We start from the raw sequence: 16,467 nt of genomic DNA on the forward strand, positions 1-16,467 counted from the left end.
GGGAGATTTATGGAAAATCTCCCCCTTTATCCTTCTGTAATTGCGGGATGCTACACCAACTTGGTGCTGCTCCAGCCGTGTTCCTTGGCTGCGGCTTCGGTCTTGGGCCCGCCCAGAACGCAGGTGGATCCGTTGCGCGCAACCTCGGCCAGCACTTCGGCAAATTCGCGGAAGTGCTTTCTGGTGGTGGAAAGGATTTCTTCGCGCATGAGTGCGCGGGCGGCATCGGTGTCGTCCGTGAGCCAGCGCGAGAGGGACTGCGCGCCCTTGGCATCGGGCAGCAGGTAGCTGTCCAGATCGCCCACCGCGCCCACAATGGCCTGGGTGAGCTGGGCATTGTCCGGGCTGAAGGTGCGCAGGTATTCGGCCATGCCGTCAAAGGCCGTCAGGGTGTCGTCCACGTTGGGGTCGCGGTATGAGGCGCACACAAGGGTGCCGCCCAGGCGGTCAAGATTGCAGAACGCGCCGTACGCGCCGCCGCGCACGCGCACGCGCTCCCACAGGTAGCCCATGCGCAGGCTGCGCAGGATAACGCTGGCGGAGCCGTGGTACACATAGCCCTGATTGTAGATGTTGGCGGCCTTGCCCACATAGTTGATCTGGGCCGGGGCAATGAAGGCTTCACCCTTGGGCAGTTCCAGAGGGGCGCTGCCAAAGTCCGATGTCGCCCCTGCCCGCGCGGGCGAAAGCGAGCGCAGCAACTGGCGGGCTTCCGTTTCGACCAGTGCGAGGCCCTGCGCCTCTGCGGTGCAGTCCACGATTGCGCCGGGGCGGGCAATGATACGCGCGCGCAGTTCTTCCAAATCATTCAAGACAGACTGCGGGTCTGTGTCCATGCGCTCCAGCAGGCCGCGCACGCTCTCAAGATAGCTCAGGCCCGACGTGCGTTCGGCAATGGCGCTTGCGCCGTTGAAGCGCGACCGCAGGCGGGCGCTGACCGCCGCATGACCGGCGGACTGTAATCCGTGCTCCAGCCGGGCCTTGCCTTCCAGCAGCATCTGGCCCAGGCGTTCGCGCAGCACATCGGCGTCCGTCAGGGGTTCCAGCAGAATTTCGCGGGTCAGGGCAAAGAGGTCTGGCAGCTTGTCGTACACTGCCTTGCCCGACACGCCAAGGTAGCCAAAGGTCTTGCGGCTGCCGCGCACAAGGCCCACCAGTGTTTCAGCGCCGAGGCCGCCCGTTTTGGCTGCCATGAGTGCGCCAAGCTCCGTAAAGTCGCGTTTGGCGGTGCCTGTTTCGGTGAGGGAACGGGCAAAGAGCGGCAGCAGGGGCACGAGCCTGTCCGGCACATTGGCAAGGGGCAGCAGCAGGGTCGCGTAGGCAATACCCTGTGTGGGCAGTTCGTGCGTCAGATATGTCTCGGGCAGTTCTGCCACGGCGCGGGGCAGCAAGGCGTTTTCACGCGGCAGGTCTTCAATGCCCAGGGCAGGAATGGTCGCCAGGGCTTCCGGGCTGTCGGGCGCGCTTTGGGCTTCCATGAGGCGGGCGGTTTCTTCCACCATCCTGGCGCGGGCCTCGGCATCGGCGGCGGCCTGCACGGCGTCCACACGGGCCTTTTCCGCATCTTCGCGGGTCTTGCCCAGCTTGGTATCCGGCAGCAGCACCACGGTGGCGCGGTGCTCGTTATTCAGGAACCAATCCTTGATGGCCTGTTCAAATACGGGTTCACCAGCCTCAATGCGGGCCTTGAGTGCGTTAAGCGGGGCTTCCCAGGCCAGCGGAGCCAGCGGGTCGCCATCATACAGCCATGTGGTCAGCGACTGCACCATAGCCGAGAGTCCACGTGGGAAGCGCCCGGAATTGTTTTCACGGTAGGCGAATTCGACGCTGTTGACGGCGGCTTCCACTGCCGAGCGGGGGATGCCTTCTTCCGCCAGTTGGGCCAGGGTGTCAAAAATAAGCAGTTCGGCCTGCTGCACATCGCGCGGAGCCACGCCCTTGAGACCGGTGGAGTAGTACATCTGGCGCAGGTCTGTCTCCAGCCCGCAGCCGGTGGTGTCTTCCCCAAGACCGGAGGCGATGAGCGCCTTGCGCAGGGGGGAGCCGGGCAGGCCCTCAAGGATATGCTCGAGCATTTCCATCAGCAGGGCCTGATGCACGTCCCCACGCTCGCCCAGAAGCCAGTTGACCGTGAATAGGGCGCGTTTTTCGCCCTTGGAGGCGGCATAGGCCACTTCGATCTGGCGTGGGGTTTCCAGGCGCGGCTGCAAAGGCACGTCTGAATTGACCGGGCGGGCCGTGTAACCTTCAAGCGCGGCTGCCGTCAGGCGCAGGCGTTCGTCTTCCGGGTCGTCGCCCCAGAAGAAAAAGCGGGCGTTGCTGGGGTGGTAGTAGCGGCTGTGAAAATCGTAAAAGGCCTCGTAGGTGAGGTCGGGGATGTTTTCCGGATTGCCGCCGGAATCAAGGCTGTAGAGCGTATCGGGGAAGAGCGCCTGCTGGCTCTGCTCCGCAAGGACGGAATCGGGCGAGGAGTAAACCCCCTTCATCTCGTTGTAGACCACGCCCTTGTACGACCACGGGCCATCGGGCGTTTCGGCTTCCACGTGCCAGCCTTCCTGCCGGAAGATATCTTCGTCAATGCGCGGGTGGAACACGGCGTCTATGTAGACGTCAATGAGATTGTAAAAATCGCGCAGATTGCAGCTTGCGATGGGGTAGCAGGTCTTGTCGGGGAAGGTGAAGGCGTTGAGAAAGGTTTGCAGCGAGCCCTTCATCAGCTCCACAAAGGGTTCCTTGACGGGATATTTGTCCGACCCGCAAAGAACGGAGTGCTCGAGAATGTGGGCAACACCCGTTGAGTCGGCTGGCGGCGTGCGAAAGTTGACGCCAAAGCACTTGTTTTCGTCAGAGTTATTAATGGAAAGCAGTTGCGCTCCGGTGGCTTCGTGCCGCCACAAACGGGCGGTGCCGTCCACTTCGTGCAGATGCTGTTCTGTAAGAAGAGTGAATCCGTGCTTGTTCATGATGAATCCTGAAGTGTTGATGTGCAGCGCCGCTTGAGGCACAGCGTGATCTCTAACTATAAGTATAGATGCGCCGTTTGAAAAGGGGCGCGCCTGCTTGCCCGCGTAAAGAACCGCGATGCTCTGGTCATTTATGCAGGAAAGAGTCTGCGTGAAACCCCACCCGAGCTTGTGCAGGGGCTGAGCCGTTAGGCCGATATGCGGTTTGCGCGGAAATTTCCGCATCAATGCTTGCTATTCGCAGGGTGATAGTGTATTGACTCCCTTTCCATCAAGCACACCCAAAGGCAGCGGCCCGGGGTGCCCGGTGGGACGGCGCGTGTGGTGTCGTCCATTTTTTGCGCCCAAGGACGGTTTGTCCACTCGGGTGCGAACATCGGGTTGCAGGGTCAGGGCATGGGTGGAAGAAGTTAACCCTTTGGAGGAATCCCAATGGCTTATGTCAGCATGAAGCAAATGCTGGAAACCGGCGTGCATTTCGGTCACCAGACCCGCCGCTGGAACCCCAAGATGCGTCCTTACATCTTTGGCGCCCGCAACGGCATCCATATCATCGACCTGCAGCAGACCGTCAAGCTGTTCCGCGTCGCCTACGACAAAGTGGTCGATACTGTTGCCAAGGGCGGCAAAGTGCTGTTCATCGGTACCAAGCGTCAGGCTCAGGAAGCTGTGGCCGCTGAAGCTGGCCGCGCTGGTCAGTTCCACGTGACTAACCGTTGGATGGGCGGCACGCTCACCAACTTTGTCACCATCCAGAAGAGCGTGGACCGTCTGAAGAAGCTGGAAGCCATGTTTGGCGACGGCACCATCAATCGCTACCAGAAGAAGGAAATTCTGCTTCTGGAACGCGAAATGAACAAGCTCGAGGAAACCCTTGGCGGTATCAAGAACATGGACCGCATTCCCCAGCTTGCCTTTATCATCGACCCGCACCGTGAAGACATCGCCGTGAAGGAATGCCGCAAGCTCGGTATCCCGATCGTGGCCGTGACCGACACCAACTGCGATCCCGATGTCATTGACTACATCATCCCCGGCAACGACGACGCCATCCGCGCCATCAAGCTGTTTGTGGCTGCTTTCGCCGAAGCCTGCATGGAAGGCGAAGCCATGAACAAGGATCACAAGGGCGAAGTCGTCAACGCCGAAGAAGCCATGCAGAAGGCCGAAGCCGCCGCCTCCGCTCCGGAAGCCGCTCCCGCCGAATAGCAGGCCTTTCCATATTCCGTATCCTGGGGGCGGCGCAACCTGTAAAGGCTGCGCTGCCCCCGTCTGGATGAAAGATTGTGCGCCGCGCTTCGCGGAGGCCGCGCAACCGATCAGACATTTACAAAACTCCGGCTTGGGGCCGGACAGCGTGTGGAGTATACTATGGCTATCACTGCACAATTGGTTAAAGAACTGCGCGACATGACCGCCGCAGGCATGATGGACTGCAAGAAAGCCCTGGTGGAAGTGGAAGGCGACCTGGAAAAGGCCGTTGACTGGCTGCGCCAGAAGGGCATGGCCAAGGCTGCCAAAAAGTCTGGCCGCGCCACCAGCGAAGGCCTCGTGACCGTTGCCGCCACTGCCGACAACATGCATATCGCCATGGGTTCGCTGCTTTGCGAAACCGACTTCGTGGCTCGCGGCGAACAGTTCCAGACCATGGCCACCCGCGTGACCCAGGTTATCCTTGAAAAGGCTCCTGCCGATGCCGCCGCTCTTGAAGCCCTCCTGGGCGAAGAAGTGACCCAGCTTATTGCCTCTGTGGGCGAAAACATGCAGCTTGGCAAGTTTGCCCGCTTCAGCAAGAAGAGCGCCAACGACGTGGTGGGTCAGTATGTCCACGCCAACAGCAAGATCGGCGTTCTTGTGTACCTGACCTGCGGCAAGACCGAAAGCGCCGCCAAGCCCGAAGTGCTGGAACTGGCCAAGAACCTTGCCATGCAGGTTGCCGCCGCCAGCCCCCTGGCCCTTGACGCCGCCAGCCTTGATCAGGCCGCTGTGGAGCGTGAACGCGAAGTTTACCGCCAGAAGGCCCTTGAAGAAGGCAAGCCTGCCCAGATCGTGGACAAGATTGCCGACGGCGCGGTGAAGAAGTTCCAGAAGGAAGTGTGCCTCATGGAACAGCCCTACATCCGCGACGACAAGAAGACCATTTCCGACATCGTGCGCGAAACGGGCAAGACCATCGGCGACGAAATCACGGTTACCGGTTTCGAACGCATCCAGCTTGCTGCCGAATAAGCACTGCGCTGGACCGGATTCCGGCACATAAGTGTACGCCTTCTGGCCAAGCACGGTTTTATGGGGGGCCTTTGGCCCCCCATTGCGTTTGACAAAGTCAGCGCAACCAGAAATCATGAACTGACCGCGCCTTGCGGTGTTGTCGGCTCATGATCTCTTCAAATCCCGCGAGGCGGGAATTGCTGTCTGCTGGGGCCTCTGGCCCCTTTTTTATTACGGAAACGCGGCATGGCCGCCGGAGAAAATATGTGGGATCTGGCATGGGTAACTGACCCCGCAGCCTGGGCTGGTCTGGGTACGCTGGTGCTGCTGGAAGTGGTGCTGGGCGTAGACAACCTGGTTTTTATTTCCATACTTGTGAACAAGCTGCCGCAGGAAAAAAAGCGTCAGGCCTTTATGACCGGCCTTGGGCTTGCCCTGCTCATGCGTATGGTGCTGCTGGCCTTCATGGCGCGGCTGGTCGCCCTTACCGACCCTCTGTTTACCCTGGGGGGGCACGGCTATTCTGCCCGCGATCTTATCCTTATGGCTGGCGGCGTGTTCTTGCTGCTCAAGGGCACCATGGAACTGCACGACAGGCTTGAAGGCCACGCGGGCAGATTTAACACCAGCGGGCCGCAGGCAGGCTACTGGCAGGTGATTTTTCAGATCATCATTCTGGACGCCGTGTTCTCGCTGGATTCCATCATCACGTCCGTGGGCATGGTGGATCACGTGTTCATCATGATGCTGGCGGTGCTGGCTGCCATGGTCATAATGGTGCTTGCCGCAGCACCCTTGCTGGAATTTGTGGAGCGCCACCCCACGGTCATTGTGTTGTGTTTGGGATTTTTGCTGATGATCGGTCTGAGCCTGCTGGCTGATGGCCTGGGCTACCACATCCCCAAGGGCTATATGTACGCGGCCATTGGTTTCTCCGTGCTGGTTGAGGCCTGCAACCAGTGGGCGTTGCGGAGTCGCCGCAGGCGCTACAGCATGCGCGACATGCGAGAATCCACGGCACGGGTCATCCTGAACCTGCTCGGCGGGGGCGTGCCTGGCGGCGGCGAGGCGCAGCTGGAAGCAGCGGCGCTGGCAGGCGATGCCGGGGGCCAGCTCTTTGCACCCATGGAGCGGGACATGGTGGCCCGAGTGATCCGCCTTGGCGGGCGCACGGCACGTTTTATCATGATCCCGCGTCAGCGCGTGGACTGGCTGGACAGCAATGCCGACCGCGCCACGGTCACGCGTTTTGCGGCGGCCTCGCGACTTGCCTGGCTGCCAGTGCTGCGGCGCGATACGGACGAAGTGCTGGGCGTGGTGCACCCTGGTGAAATCCTGCAACAGGAACAGCAGGGCATAGGCAACCGGGAGTGGGATCTGAAAACCTACGTGCGGCCCGCGCCCACCATCTTCGAGCATATACCGCTGACGACCCTGCTGGAAGATTTTCGTACCAATCCCGCGCCGCTGGCCTTTGTGCGGGATGAATACGGCAGCGTAGTGGGCATCATCACCCCTGCGGAACTGTTGAGCGTGCTTGCGGGCCAGATGGGCGACATGCCCGCCGGGCCGGAGGTTTGCCGCAGGCCTGACGGCAGTTGGGTTCTGCCGGGGCGGCTGGCTGTTGACCTCTTTGCAAGCTGGCTTGGGGTGAGCCTGCCGCGCCGTCTGTGCAGCGCCACTCTCGGGGGGCTCATCATGGAGCGTCTGGGCCGCATACCCGAAAAAGGCGCGCGCCTGCGCTATCAGGGATGGGATCTGGAGATAACCCGCATGGATCGCCGTCGTATTGACGAGGTGCGCGCGGTCAAGTTGCTGTTGCCGCATTCCGAGGGCAAAAAGCGCAAAAAATAAATTGTTGGGCTGAACTGGTCTGACATGTTGACAGCTTGCCGGGTGAGGGCGTAGGGTTTCAAACATGAGCATGAATACACAATCTTCTTTCCGCCACGTAGCGCTGCTATCCATTATGTGCGCCGTAGTAGTACGGTGTCACACTTTGCGCGCGTTCTGAGCAGGGAAGATTTAAGGTAGTATTGCAAACCCCGCCGGCGCGAGTCGGCGGGGTTTTTTGTTAGTCCGCACCGCCGCCGACAAGCCTCACCATCGAAAAGGAGTCTTGCGGCGATGTTACGTCTTTCGGGAGCAGAACTCACCATCCGCCTGCTGGAAAATCAGGGTGTCACGCACATTACGGGCATCCCGGGCGGTTTCAATCTTCCTCTCTATGATGCCCTTGGGCGCAGTGGAACCATACGGCATATCCTCGCTCGTCACGAACAGGGCGCTGGCTTCATAGCTCAGGGCATGGCGAGGGTTACGGGCCGTCCCGGCGTTATCTTTGCCACTTCTGGCCCCGGCGCCACCAATACGCTTACGGCGCTCGCCGATGCGCGCATGGATTCCGTGCCCTTGGTCTGCATTACCGGGCAGGTGCCCCTGAGCATGATCGGTACCGATGCCTTTCAGGAAGTGGACATCTACGGCATGTCCATTCCCGCCACCAAGCACAACTTTATTGTGCGCTCCATTGAGGAACTGCTGCGCGTGATTCCTGAGGCCTTTGCCATTGCCGCTGGCGACCGCCCCGGCCCTGTGCTGGTGGATATTCCGCGTGACGTGCAGGTGGCTGTTGCTGAATTGCAGTATCTGCCCGCCGCCGGAACCCCCGCGCCCATGCCGCAGCCAGACCCGCAGGCCCTTGCCCGCGCGGCGGAAATGATGAACGCCGCAAAGCGCCCCCTGTTGATGCTGGGCGGCGGCACGTCTTCCCCCGAGGCCTCGGCGGCGGTGATTTCCTTTATGGAGGCCCGCCGCATCCCTGCCGTCATGTCCCTGCGCGGGCTGGGCACGGTGCCGCACGGGCATGAACTGGCCGTGGGCATGCTTGGCATGCATGGAGCGCGCGCTTCCAACATGCTGGTGGACGAATGCGATCTGCTCATGGTTGTGGGCGCTCGCCTTGGCGACCGCGCCACGGGGAGGCTGGACGGATTTTGCCCCAAGACGGGCCTTATCCACATTGATATTGATGCCTGCGAGGTGGGCAAGCTGCGCATTCCACAGGTGGGTATCACGGCGGACGCGGCAGAGGCTCTCACGGCCCTGCTGCCCCTGTTGCGCAAGACTGACCATGAGCCGTGGCTTGAGCGCGTGGCAGCTTGCAAGGCGGAGCATGGCCTGCGTTTTGACCGCACGGATGAGGTCTGTTCGCCCTACGGCATCATCAGACACGTGGCGGACGCCTTGCACGGCACGGGCATTGTGAGCACAGACGTGGGCCAGCACCAGATGCGCGTGGCTCAGGCCTACCCCATGATGCAGCCCCGGCAGTGGCTCACATCCGGCGGGCTGGGAACAATGGGCTTTGGCCTGCCTGCCGCCATAGGAGCTGCGCTGGCAAAGCCGGAGGAAACCGTGGTCTGTTTTTCCGGCGATGGCAGCCTGCTCATGAATATTCAGGAAATGGCCACCGCTGTCGAAAATCAGGCCAACGTCAAGATTATCCTGTGCAACAACGATGGGCTGGGGTTGGTACAACAACAGCAGGATCTGTTCTTTGGAGGGCGCCTGTTCGGCTCGACCTTTACGGCAGGCACGGACTTTGTGCGTATTGCCCAGGGCTTTGGCATGCCTGCCGTCTGTCTTAACAACGAGCGCGACCCCAGGGCCGTGCTGGAAAAGGCCTTGGGCACGCCCGGCCCGTGCCTGCTTGAAGTGCGCATGAGCGCAGAAGAAAAAGTTTTTCCCATGGTGCCGCCAGGAGCGGCAAACAGTCAGATGATAGAGGGGGTTAACGCATGAACGGTTCCGTGACGAGCGCGCTTACAACGTTGCACTTGAGCGTCAACAATCATCCCGGTGTGCTTTCGCACGTATGCGGTCTCTTTGCCGGCCGCGCCTACAACCTTGAAGGCGTGCTTGTTACGCCGGAAGCAGACGGCGATACCTGCCGCATGTGGCTGGTGGTCAAGGACGACGGGCGCATGGAGCAGATTGTAAAGCAGGTGCGTAAGCTGCACGATGTGCTGGATGTGCAGGTGGGGCATGCGGAACCGACGGTTTTCAACCGTCTGGCTGGTTGCCTTGAATGCTGAATAAAAACAGGGCGCGGTGCGTACCAACATAACACCGCGCCCTGCGTAACAGGCTGTCCACGGGCTGTGCCCCTATCTGCCTGCGTTTGATGGACGCGCGGGCAGATGTGGGTGCAGCCATTTTTATTCTGCCAGCAGGTTGGCCCCCGGCCCGCCGTCATAGGGTATGCGTTCAAAGACCTTGCGGCGCGGCGTCAGGCTGATGTGGTAGTACTGGTTTTGCGGAATGTAGATAAAGGGCACGTCTTCGTTGCGCTGACGGAGAAAGAGCGAAAGCAGCATCCGGTTGATGGCCTGATGCCCCACAATGATCAGGGGGGCATCCCCAGCCAGAAAGAGCGCCCGCCGCAAGCCGCGTTGTACCCGCTCGCGCAGCAGGGCGTAGCTTTCGCCATTGGGGTAGGTGTAAGTGTATTTGCAGGCGTTGCGCCCCTGGGTAACCTCGGGCATGCGCTCGCGGATTTCGCTGTAGAGCATGCCCTCGCAGTCGCCCGCCCAGATTTCGTCAAACTCCTTAAAGGCCATGGCATGCGCTTCGGGCCGTTCGGTCAGCAACGGTGTTGCCGTTTCGTGCGAGCGTATGCGCGTGGAGGTAAACACCCACTCAATGGGCTTGTTGTGCAGATGGGCGGCAAGGGCAAGCGCCTGGGCGCGGCCTGTGGCTGTGAGTGGCGGGTCTCCGCCGATGCGGCCCCGCAGGTTGAATTCCGTCTGTCCGTGGCGCGCCAGATACAGGCACTGAATCCACACGCTGACAACCATTTCGCGGATAGCGGGGTAGTAGGGCGAACTTTCGCAGGGGCGCTCGTCCAAAATGCGGTTGGCTGTGGAATCAACGCGCAGCCAGTATTTTTCGTCCTGCAATGGTTCGTAAATGGTTTCATAATAGCTGATGCGCTTCATGAAGCTGGCAAGGGCTTCTTCTTCAGTATACGAGGCGTATTCCGGCAAGGTGGTTTTGCGGCGTATGCAGGCATTGAGCAACAGCTGGTCTTCATTGACGCATTCTACAAAGAGCACCGGGTAGTCGGTGAGCGTGGTTTCAATGAGGTGCCTGCGCGCGCGGCTGACGTTGGTGGCGTCAAGAATGGCCACCTCGCCGTCCTTGGCCAGCCATTCGCGGGCAATCTCCATGTTGCGCATGCAGATCATTTCGCGCGCTTCACGGCCCAGCTTGTTGTTGGGATCGTAAAAATTGGGATCGGTGGATTCCGCGCCAATGAGCGCGCGGCGCATGTCGCCGTTATTGAACAGCCTTGCGGCAATTCCTTCGGTCACAAGCCCGTCGCGGATGCGTTTTGCCAGAGTGGATTTCCCCCTCGCGGGCAGACCGACCATGGCGACATAAAGTTTCTGCATACGACCTCCGTTGCCGCATGGTAGGAGAAAAGAGAAAAAAATAAAAGAACTCTGCGGGATGGGGCGGGGCGCTCCTTGCCTGCCCGCGATAGCGGTAGTATCATGCAATAAACATATTTACCCGCCGAGTTTTGCCATGAGCATCGCGGCCTTTTTCAGAACGCTGTCTTCCCGGTTGCACTGGGCCATCCACAGTATCTGGCTGGTCGTGCTTGCTGCCGTCCTGTGCGCCAACGTGGTGGACGATTATTTTCTGCTTCAGGAAAACGAGTTGCGTCTGCTGCTCTCTGAAAGCAGCATTGCCGTCAATATTGTCAAAATGGAAGTGGGCGGCATCACTTCTCTGCTGGACACGGTGGAAAACGCCGCCATTGCCTCCCGGGACGAAGAACAGCTTGCCGACAAGGTGCAAGAGTTGGTGCGGGATAATCCCTTTGTCGCCGCCATATCTGTCGTTTCCAACGATGTACCCCGGGCCTCCATTGGCGCAATTCCTTCTGCGTCCACAGCCGTTTTTTCCCGTTCCACCGCAAAGGACGGGCTTCTCTCCGTATCTGTAAGCATTGCCCTGAAACCCGAATTCTGGAGGTACAAACTGGCATATGCGTTCAGCCGCGCAGATGCTAAGGTTGCCGTCTATGCAGCCTCTGGACGTCCTTTGCTGCCCTTTGCCGACCTGGACAACACTGAAAATGCATTTCTGGCGGAGACCATTGCAAACATGGCCCCCGATGCGGCGGCCTTGCACACCCAGCCCCTGCGGGCTGATGGGGCGCGGTCCATGCTCACCTTGCAGCAGGCGGCAGCACCCTTTCTGGAGGGTGGGCCTCTGGTGGTGGGAACAATCATCAGCGGCGAAAACAGCTATGTCCACTGGCGTAGCGACCTGCTCGATCAAGTGCTGATATGGCTGACTGCGGCTGTGCTCTCAACTTCACTCCTGATGATGGAAGCGCGCAGACGCCGCCGTTCTGAACTTTCCACAGAAAGACTGCAAAGCGACATGCGCTCGCGCGATAAGTTCATCAGTATCCTGGTGGACCACGCGCCCATCATGGTGTCCTACTGGGATGCGGCGCGGCGGTGCCATTACGCCAATAAAATGTACAGAGCCTGGTTTGGCAGAGGTGAGGAGGAGATCCTCGGCATTGATTTGCAATCTTTGCTGGGCGAGGAACTGCTTGCCAAATGCGCCCCCCTCATTGATGCGACCCTGCGCGGCGAACCACAGGATTTTGAGCAGGAAAGGGTCAGGGCCGACGGCTCAACAGGCTATGTGCTGTCCCGCTACATACCAGATATGGACGGACGGGAGGTGCGGGGCTTTTTTGTCATCGCCTCTGACATTACGGAACTCAAGCAGACACAGCAAAGCCTGGAAAAACGCATTGAAGACCTGTACTCGCTGGCCACCACAGACGCGCTTACGGGATTGAACAATCGCAGGAATCTGCTGGAAAAGATTCAGTTCGAGATTGAAAGGGCCAGGCGCTACAGACTGAACATGGTATTCTTTATGCTTGATATCGACCATTTCAAAAAAATCAACGATACGTTCGGGCATGATACGGGCGATGCCGTGCTGAAAGGGCTTGGCGCGTTGCTGCACGATACCATGCGTACCTCTGACCATGTGGGACGTCTTGGCGGCGAAGAATTTGGCATTCTGCTAGCCAGCGTTGTGCCCCAGCAGGCAGAGGCCATTGCAGAGCGTTTGCGCAGGCGCGTGGAGGAAATGGTCGTGTGGCACAATGAAAAAAATATTCGTTTTACCGTCAGCATTGGTCTGGCGGATTTACAGGTAGATGTGGAAAATCCCCTGGAAGACATGGTGAAGAGGGCAGACCTTGCCCTCTACCGTGCCAAGAACAGTGGCCGTAATCGCGTATGCCTTGCGGACAATTTATTGCCGCCCGCCGTGGAGAATCCGGAGGGGCAGGGTTTTGGCGCATAAAAAGAACGCCCCTGTGCGGCTGGTCTGTAACTGCTGCACAAGGGCGTTTTTTCAAGTATTCAGTTGGTTGCGCTTCAGCGTACCTTCAGCTTGAGAAAGCGCTTTTTGCCGAGCTTGACCACGTATTCCCCGGCTGCAAGCGGGGTGATGGCGTCTTCGCAGCGTTCTCCGTCAATGGAGAGCGCGCCTTCTTTCATCAGGCGTTTAGCTTCGCCCCGGCTTTTAACAAGGCCTGCGGCCTCAAGAAACACCGTGGGAGTGCTGTCTTCACCGCAGGCGCACTGGTGCTCGGGCATGTCGTCCGGCACGCCGCCGCCAGCAAAAACGGCATTAAAGCCCTGCTTTGCTTCATCGGCATCTTTTTCGCTGTGGTAGCGGGCCACCATCTCGTGGGCAAGATTTTCCTTGGCGGCCTTGGGGTGCAGCTCGCCGCTGGCCACGGAAGCCTTGAGGGCTGCAATGTCTTCAAGGCTTTTGGCCGAAAGCAGCTCATAGTAGCGCCACATGAGTTCATCAGAGATGGCCATGACCTTGCCGAAAATCTGGGAAGGCGCTTCGTCAATACCAATGTAGTTGCCGTAAGATTTCGACATCTTGCGCACACCATCGGTGCCTTCGAGCAGGGGCAGGGTCAGAATGCACTGGCTTTCTATGCCGTAGTGCGCCTGGAGGGTGCGGCCCACCAGCAGATTGAACTTCTGGTCTGTGCCGCCCATTTCCACATCGCTCTTGAGGGCGACGGAGTCATAACCCTGACACAGCGGATACAGAAATTCGTGGATTGATATGGGGCGCTGTTCACGGAAACGCTTTTCAAAATCATCGCGTTCCATCATGCGGGCAACGGTATAGCTGGAAGCCAGCTTGATAAAGCCCGTGGCATCCATCTTGCCCAGCCAGGCCGAGTTGAAAGCAACCTCGGTCTTCTGCGGGTCAAGAATCTTGAAAACCTGCTTTTTGTAGGTTTCCGCGTTGGCAAGAACTTGTTCCTCAGTGAGGGGGGGGCGGGTTTCCGAGCGACCGGAAGGGTCGCCTATGCGGCCCGTAAAGTCGCCAATAAGAAATATGACATGGTGCCCCAGTTCCTGAAAATGACGCATCTTGTGCATAACAACCGTATGCCCAAGGTGCAGATCAGGAGCGGTGGGGTCAAAGCCCACCTTGATGCGCAGCGGCTTGCCACGCGCAATCTTTTTGCGCAGTTCGTTTTCGTCAATCAGCTCGGCCATGCCGCGCTTGATTGTGGCCATTTGGCGGTCAATATCCGTCATCACCCTTACCTCTGTGCTGGCTTCGGTAAAAACGCCGGACCAAAAAAAGAATATGCGCCGACGTAGACGGAAAGTGATACCCCCAAGGCGGCGATAGTGTCAAACCATGCCGCAGAGAAACAGCCAGCCTACAGGCTCAGCAGCGAGGCAACGCGGCTGGCGCTCAGGCCGCCGTGAACGGAAAGCGCGTCCATGGGATTTTGCGAGATCATGTTCATGGTGTCGTCAAGCACGCCGTCCACTTCGTCATCTGCCAGCAGGTTGGGGGCGCTCAGGCTGACAACGTCGCGGGAAGGCGCGCTGGCTGCGGTGTTTTCATCTTTTTCCATGGCAGGGAAGGCAAAGGCCGGAGTGGGGTTGAGTCCAGAAATCTTCATGGCGGTATCCTTTATGTTGATGACCTGCAGGGGTCAAATTTTCCGCATGGCGGCAATACAGCCATAAAAGATGCAATTTTGGGGCCAGAAAGCCAGAACTGGAAGAAAGCGCAGTGAAGTGAAGCGTGACAAAAGATGGAACAATGCGGGCACTTGTGCCTAGGCGGACTCTTGCTGATTTTTTGACGCATCGTTGTATTTGGTGAGGCACTGGCGCAAACGGGGGGAGCCCCCCTTGACGTTGAGCCAGCGAAGCCGGGCGCGGCGGGCGCTCCAATCCAGTTCTTCCTGAAAGCGCAGGCGCACGGCAACGCCCTGTGCGTCAGGGGGCTTGCCAAAACCTGCCCGCTTGGCAAGAAAAACGTAGGGAGGCACAGTAACAGGCACCACGCTGGGCTGGAGAAAAAACAGGTAGGTTGCATCGGAGGTGAAGGAAGGCATCGCCAGTTCTTCCGGCATGCAGACGCATGCTCCGCCTTCCGAAACATCCAGAATACGGGTGGCTGGCGGGGCCACCTGACTGTACGCCCCAAGCATTATGCGTAAATCGTTGGTGGTGTCGGGGCGTTCCGGCGCGAGCAGTACGCTCGACATGCGGCTGTATTCAGCGCGCCAGGGTATCCGCTTGCTGCTGCGCAACTGCCGTACAGTCACATTGCGTGAAAAGCGCAGACTCAAATACAGCATTTCGCCATTGGGTCCGACAGCTGTTTCAAGAATCTGCGCGGTACCGTATACGCCAAGGCGCGCTGCCATATCCTGCGCAATGTGCCGTTTGACGCTGAAGTAAAATTTGCCATGGTTTACCACAGCCTTGGGGTTCTGGGCTTGCATGCTCATGGAGCGCACAACAAGCTGGGCCTCCCTGCCGTTGACTTCGCGTACCAGACCCTCCACAGATATGCAGGCGGTCTCGCCGCACCAGGTAAGGCAGCATTCAAGGTGTACATTGGCCCCGGTGTTTTGTGCATCGGCCAGCGCCTCATGGCAGCTTGAGTTCCAGAGGCAGAATGAAGCGTCTGAATTCATGGGACAGCCTTGAATGAGTTGGTAAAGTCGTGTAAATATATTAATACTGGTATTATGTCAATGTGTTAGTGGTATTTGCTTGGATAATATACAGTCCGATTGTGCCTAAGCGGTTACTTGTAACAGGCTTTTTGCGAGATGTATCAGATTGCATATGTTGTGTTTGGTGGCGGCGCGGGCAAGCCGCGACCTGCTTCAGATTGCTGGTCGCGTTGATGCTATCAACGCTCAGAAGGCCGTCTTCCATTGGAAGACGGCTGTCAACGTGAATAAGAATCCATCAATCTGTCGCAACGGCGCGGGCAAGCCGCGACCTGCTCCAGATTGCTGGTCGCGTTGATGCTATCAACGCTCAGAAGGCCGTCTTCCATTGGAAGACGGCCTTCTTCAATATCCAACCAGGCAAAGCCGGCATATCCCCATTTTTTAGCAGACGCGAGCTATGGGGATGTGTGCGTCTCCGGATTTATGCCTTAGCCTTCTTTTTTGACTTTGGACTTGGTCATGGCAAGGCCAATGCCCTCGAACAGTTCAAAGATGGCAAAGCCGTACCACAGGGTGTACAGCACGTAGAAAACCAGCATGCCAACCATCAACAGAACGTGCTCAGACACCTTGGCGGCTGTCACGCTGTAGAAGTTGTTGCCCGGCTCAATGGCGCGGCGCAGCACATGATCCACCACCTGCGACTCGGCAATCAGGCGCTGCTTCTGCAGTTCCTTGATGCTGGGCGAAAGCAGATACCACCATGCGGAGGCCACTTTAAGGGCATTCTCCCCACCGTATTTCTGCGAAACCTTGTCTGCATCGTTGTGATACAGGGCATCGGAATCGTCAGTGGCGGAGGCGAGGATTTTGCCAAGGTCGCCCGTAAAGGTGACCTTGCCGTCAGTTGCGCTCACATCCGTGGCACCCGCAGTTTGCAGGGCCATGGCGGCAACGGGGGCAAGAGCGGCCTTCTTGAGTTTGACCGTAATCGTCACTACTTTTCCGTCAACCTTTTTCAGGTTTTCCCGAACGCCGGGGATAAAGTAGGACGAACCCTTGGAGAGCTCGTTGAAGACGTTATCGGCGTATTCAAGGCCGGTCACATGCTTGCCGTTTTCGTCACGCAAGATGGGCATGAGCAATGCGGCAAACAGAACCAGAAACGAAATGAGCATCAAGCTGCCCCGGAAGAAAGGGGCTTTGGCATGAATAAGCATG

12 protein-coding genes are annotated in these 16,467 nt (G+C 58.7%); 6 read left to right on the top strand and 6 right to left on the bottom strand.

Going from position 1 to position 16,467, the window contains the following annotated elements; genetic code table 11:
- Positions 1-50: 50 nt before the first annotated feature.
- The gene (locus JMF94_RS02485) at positions 51-2,963 is read right to left on the bottom strand and encodes an insulinase family protein (RefSeq protein WP_240823614.1); all 2,913 of its coding nucleotides are present in this window, start codon (positions 2,961-2,963) and stop codon (positions 51-53) included.
- 432 nt (positions 2,964-3,395) lie between these two features.
- Here JMF94_RS02485 and rpsB point away from each other — a divergent pair, with 432 nt between their 5' ends.
- The 5 genes from rpsB to ilvN all read left to right on the top strand — a co-directional run bounded on the left by rpsB (position 3,396) and on the right by ilvN (position 9,271).
- Positions 3,396-4,172, top strand: a complete 777-nt coding sequence (rpsB, locus tag JMF94_RS02490; protein ID WP_240823615.1) for a 30S ribosomal protein S2 — start codon at positions 3,396-3,398, stop codon at positions 4,170-4,172.
- 162 nt (positions 4,173-4,334) lie between these two features.
- On the top strand, positions 4,335-5,192 hold the full coding sequence (tsf, locus tag JMF94_RS02495; protein ID WP_240823616.1) for a translation elongation factor Ts: 858 nt from the start codon (positions 4,335-4,337) through the stop codon (positions 5,190-5,192).
- A 246-nt stretch (positions 5,193-5,438) separates the two neighbouring features.
- Positions 5,439-7,028, top strand: coding sequence for a transporter associated domain-containing protein (locus tag JMF94_RS02500; protein ID WP_240823617.1), 1,590 nt, complete (start codon positions 5,439-5,441; stop codon positions 7,026-7,028).
- A 273-nt stretch (positions 7,029-7,301) separates the two neighbouring features.
- Positions 7,302-8,978, top strand: a complete 1,677-nt coding sequence (gene ilvB / locus JMF94_RS02505) for an acetolactate synthase large subunit (protein WP_240823618.1) — start codon at positions 7,302-7,304, stop codon at positions 8,976-8,978.
- The gene (gene ilvN / locus JMF94_RS02510) at positions 8,975-9,271 is read left to right on the top strand and encodes an acetolactate synthase small subunit (RefSeq protein ID WP_022657648.1); all 297 of its coding nucleotides are present in this window, start codon (positions 8,975-8,977) and stop codon (positions 9,269-9,271) included. Before ilvB ends, ilvN begins: the two co-directional genes overlap by 4 nt.
- Before the next feature lie 123 nt (positions 9,272-9,394).
- Here the strand turns inward: ilvN and JMF94_RS02515 are convergent, their stop codons facing one another.
- The gene (locus tag JMF94_RS02515; RefSeq protein ID WP_240823619.1) at positions 9,395-10,630 is read right to left on the bottom strand and encodes a 6-phosphofructo-2-kinase/fructose-2,6-bisphosphatase; all 1,236 of its coding nucleotides are present in this window, start codon (positions 10,628-10,630) and stop codon (positions 9,395-9,397) included.
- A 136-nt stretch (positions 10,631-10,766) separates the two neighbouring features.
- Between JMF94_RS02515 and JMF94_RS02520 the strand changes: the two genes are divergently transcribed.
- A complete protein-coding gene (locus JMF94_RS02520) occupies positions 10,767-12,584 on the top strand; it encodes a GGDEF domain-containing protein (protein WP_240823620.1) in 1,818 nt (605 codons plus the stop codon).
- A gap of 74 nt (positions 12,585-12,658) precedes the next feature.
- Here the strand turns inward: JMF94_RS02520 and tyrS are convergent, their stop codons facing one another.
- The 4 genes from tyrS to JMF94_RS02540 form a co-directional block, all read right to left on the bottom strand.
- Positions 12,659-13,855 carry a tyrosine--tRNA ligase gene (tyrS, locus tag JMF94_RS02525; protein ID WP_240823621.1) on the bottom strand — a complete coding sequence of 399 codons (1,197 nt, stop codon included), beginning with the start codon at positions 13,853-13,855 and terminating at the stop codon, positions 12,659-12,661.
- Positions 13,856-13,983: 128 nt separating this feature from the next.
- Positions 13,984-14,232 (bottom strand): hypothetical protein, encoded by a 249-nt coding sequence (locus JMF94_RS02530; RefSeq protein ID WP_240823622.1) that lies wholly within the window; start codon positions 14,230-14,232, stop codon positions 13,984-13,986.
- 159 nt (positions 14,233-14,391) lie between these two features.
- Positions 14,392-15,261: a hypothetical protein gene (locus JMF94_RS02535; RefSeq protein WP_240823623.1), complete on the bottom strand. Its 870-nt coding sequence runs from the start codon at positions 15,259-15,261 to the stop codon at positions 14,392-14,394.
- Between the two features lie 473 nt (positions 15,262-15,734).
- On the bottom strand, positions 15,735-16,466 hold the full coding sequence (locus JMF94_RS02540; RefSeq protein WP_240823624.1) for a hypothetical protein: 732 nt from the start codon (positions 16,464-16,466) through the stop codon (positions 15,735-15,737).
- Position 16,467: the final 1 nt, after the last annotated feature.

The organism is Desulfovibrio sp. UIB00 (assembly GCF_022508225.1).
In the GTDB taxonomy this organism is placed as follows: domain Bacteria; phylum Desulfobacterota; class Desulfovibrionia; order Desulfovibrionales; family Desulfovibrionaceae; genus Desulfovibrio.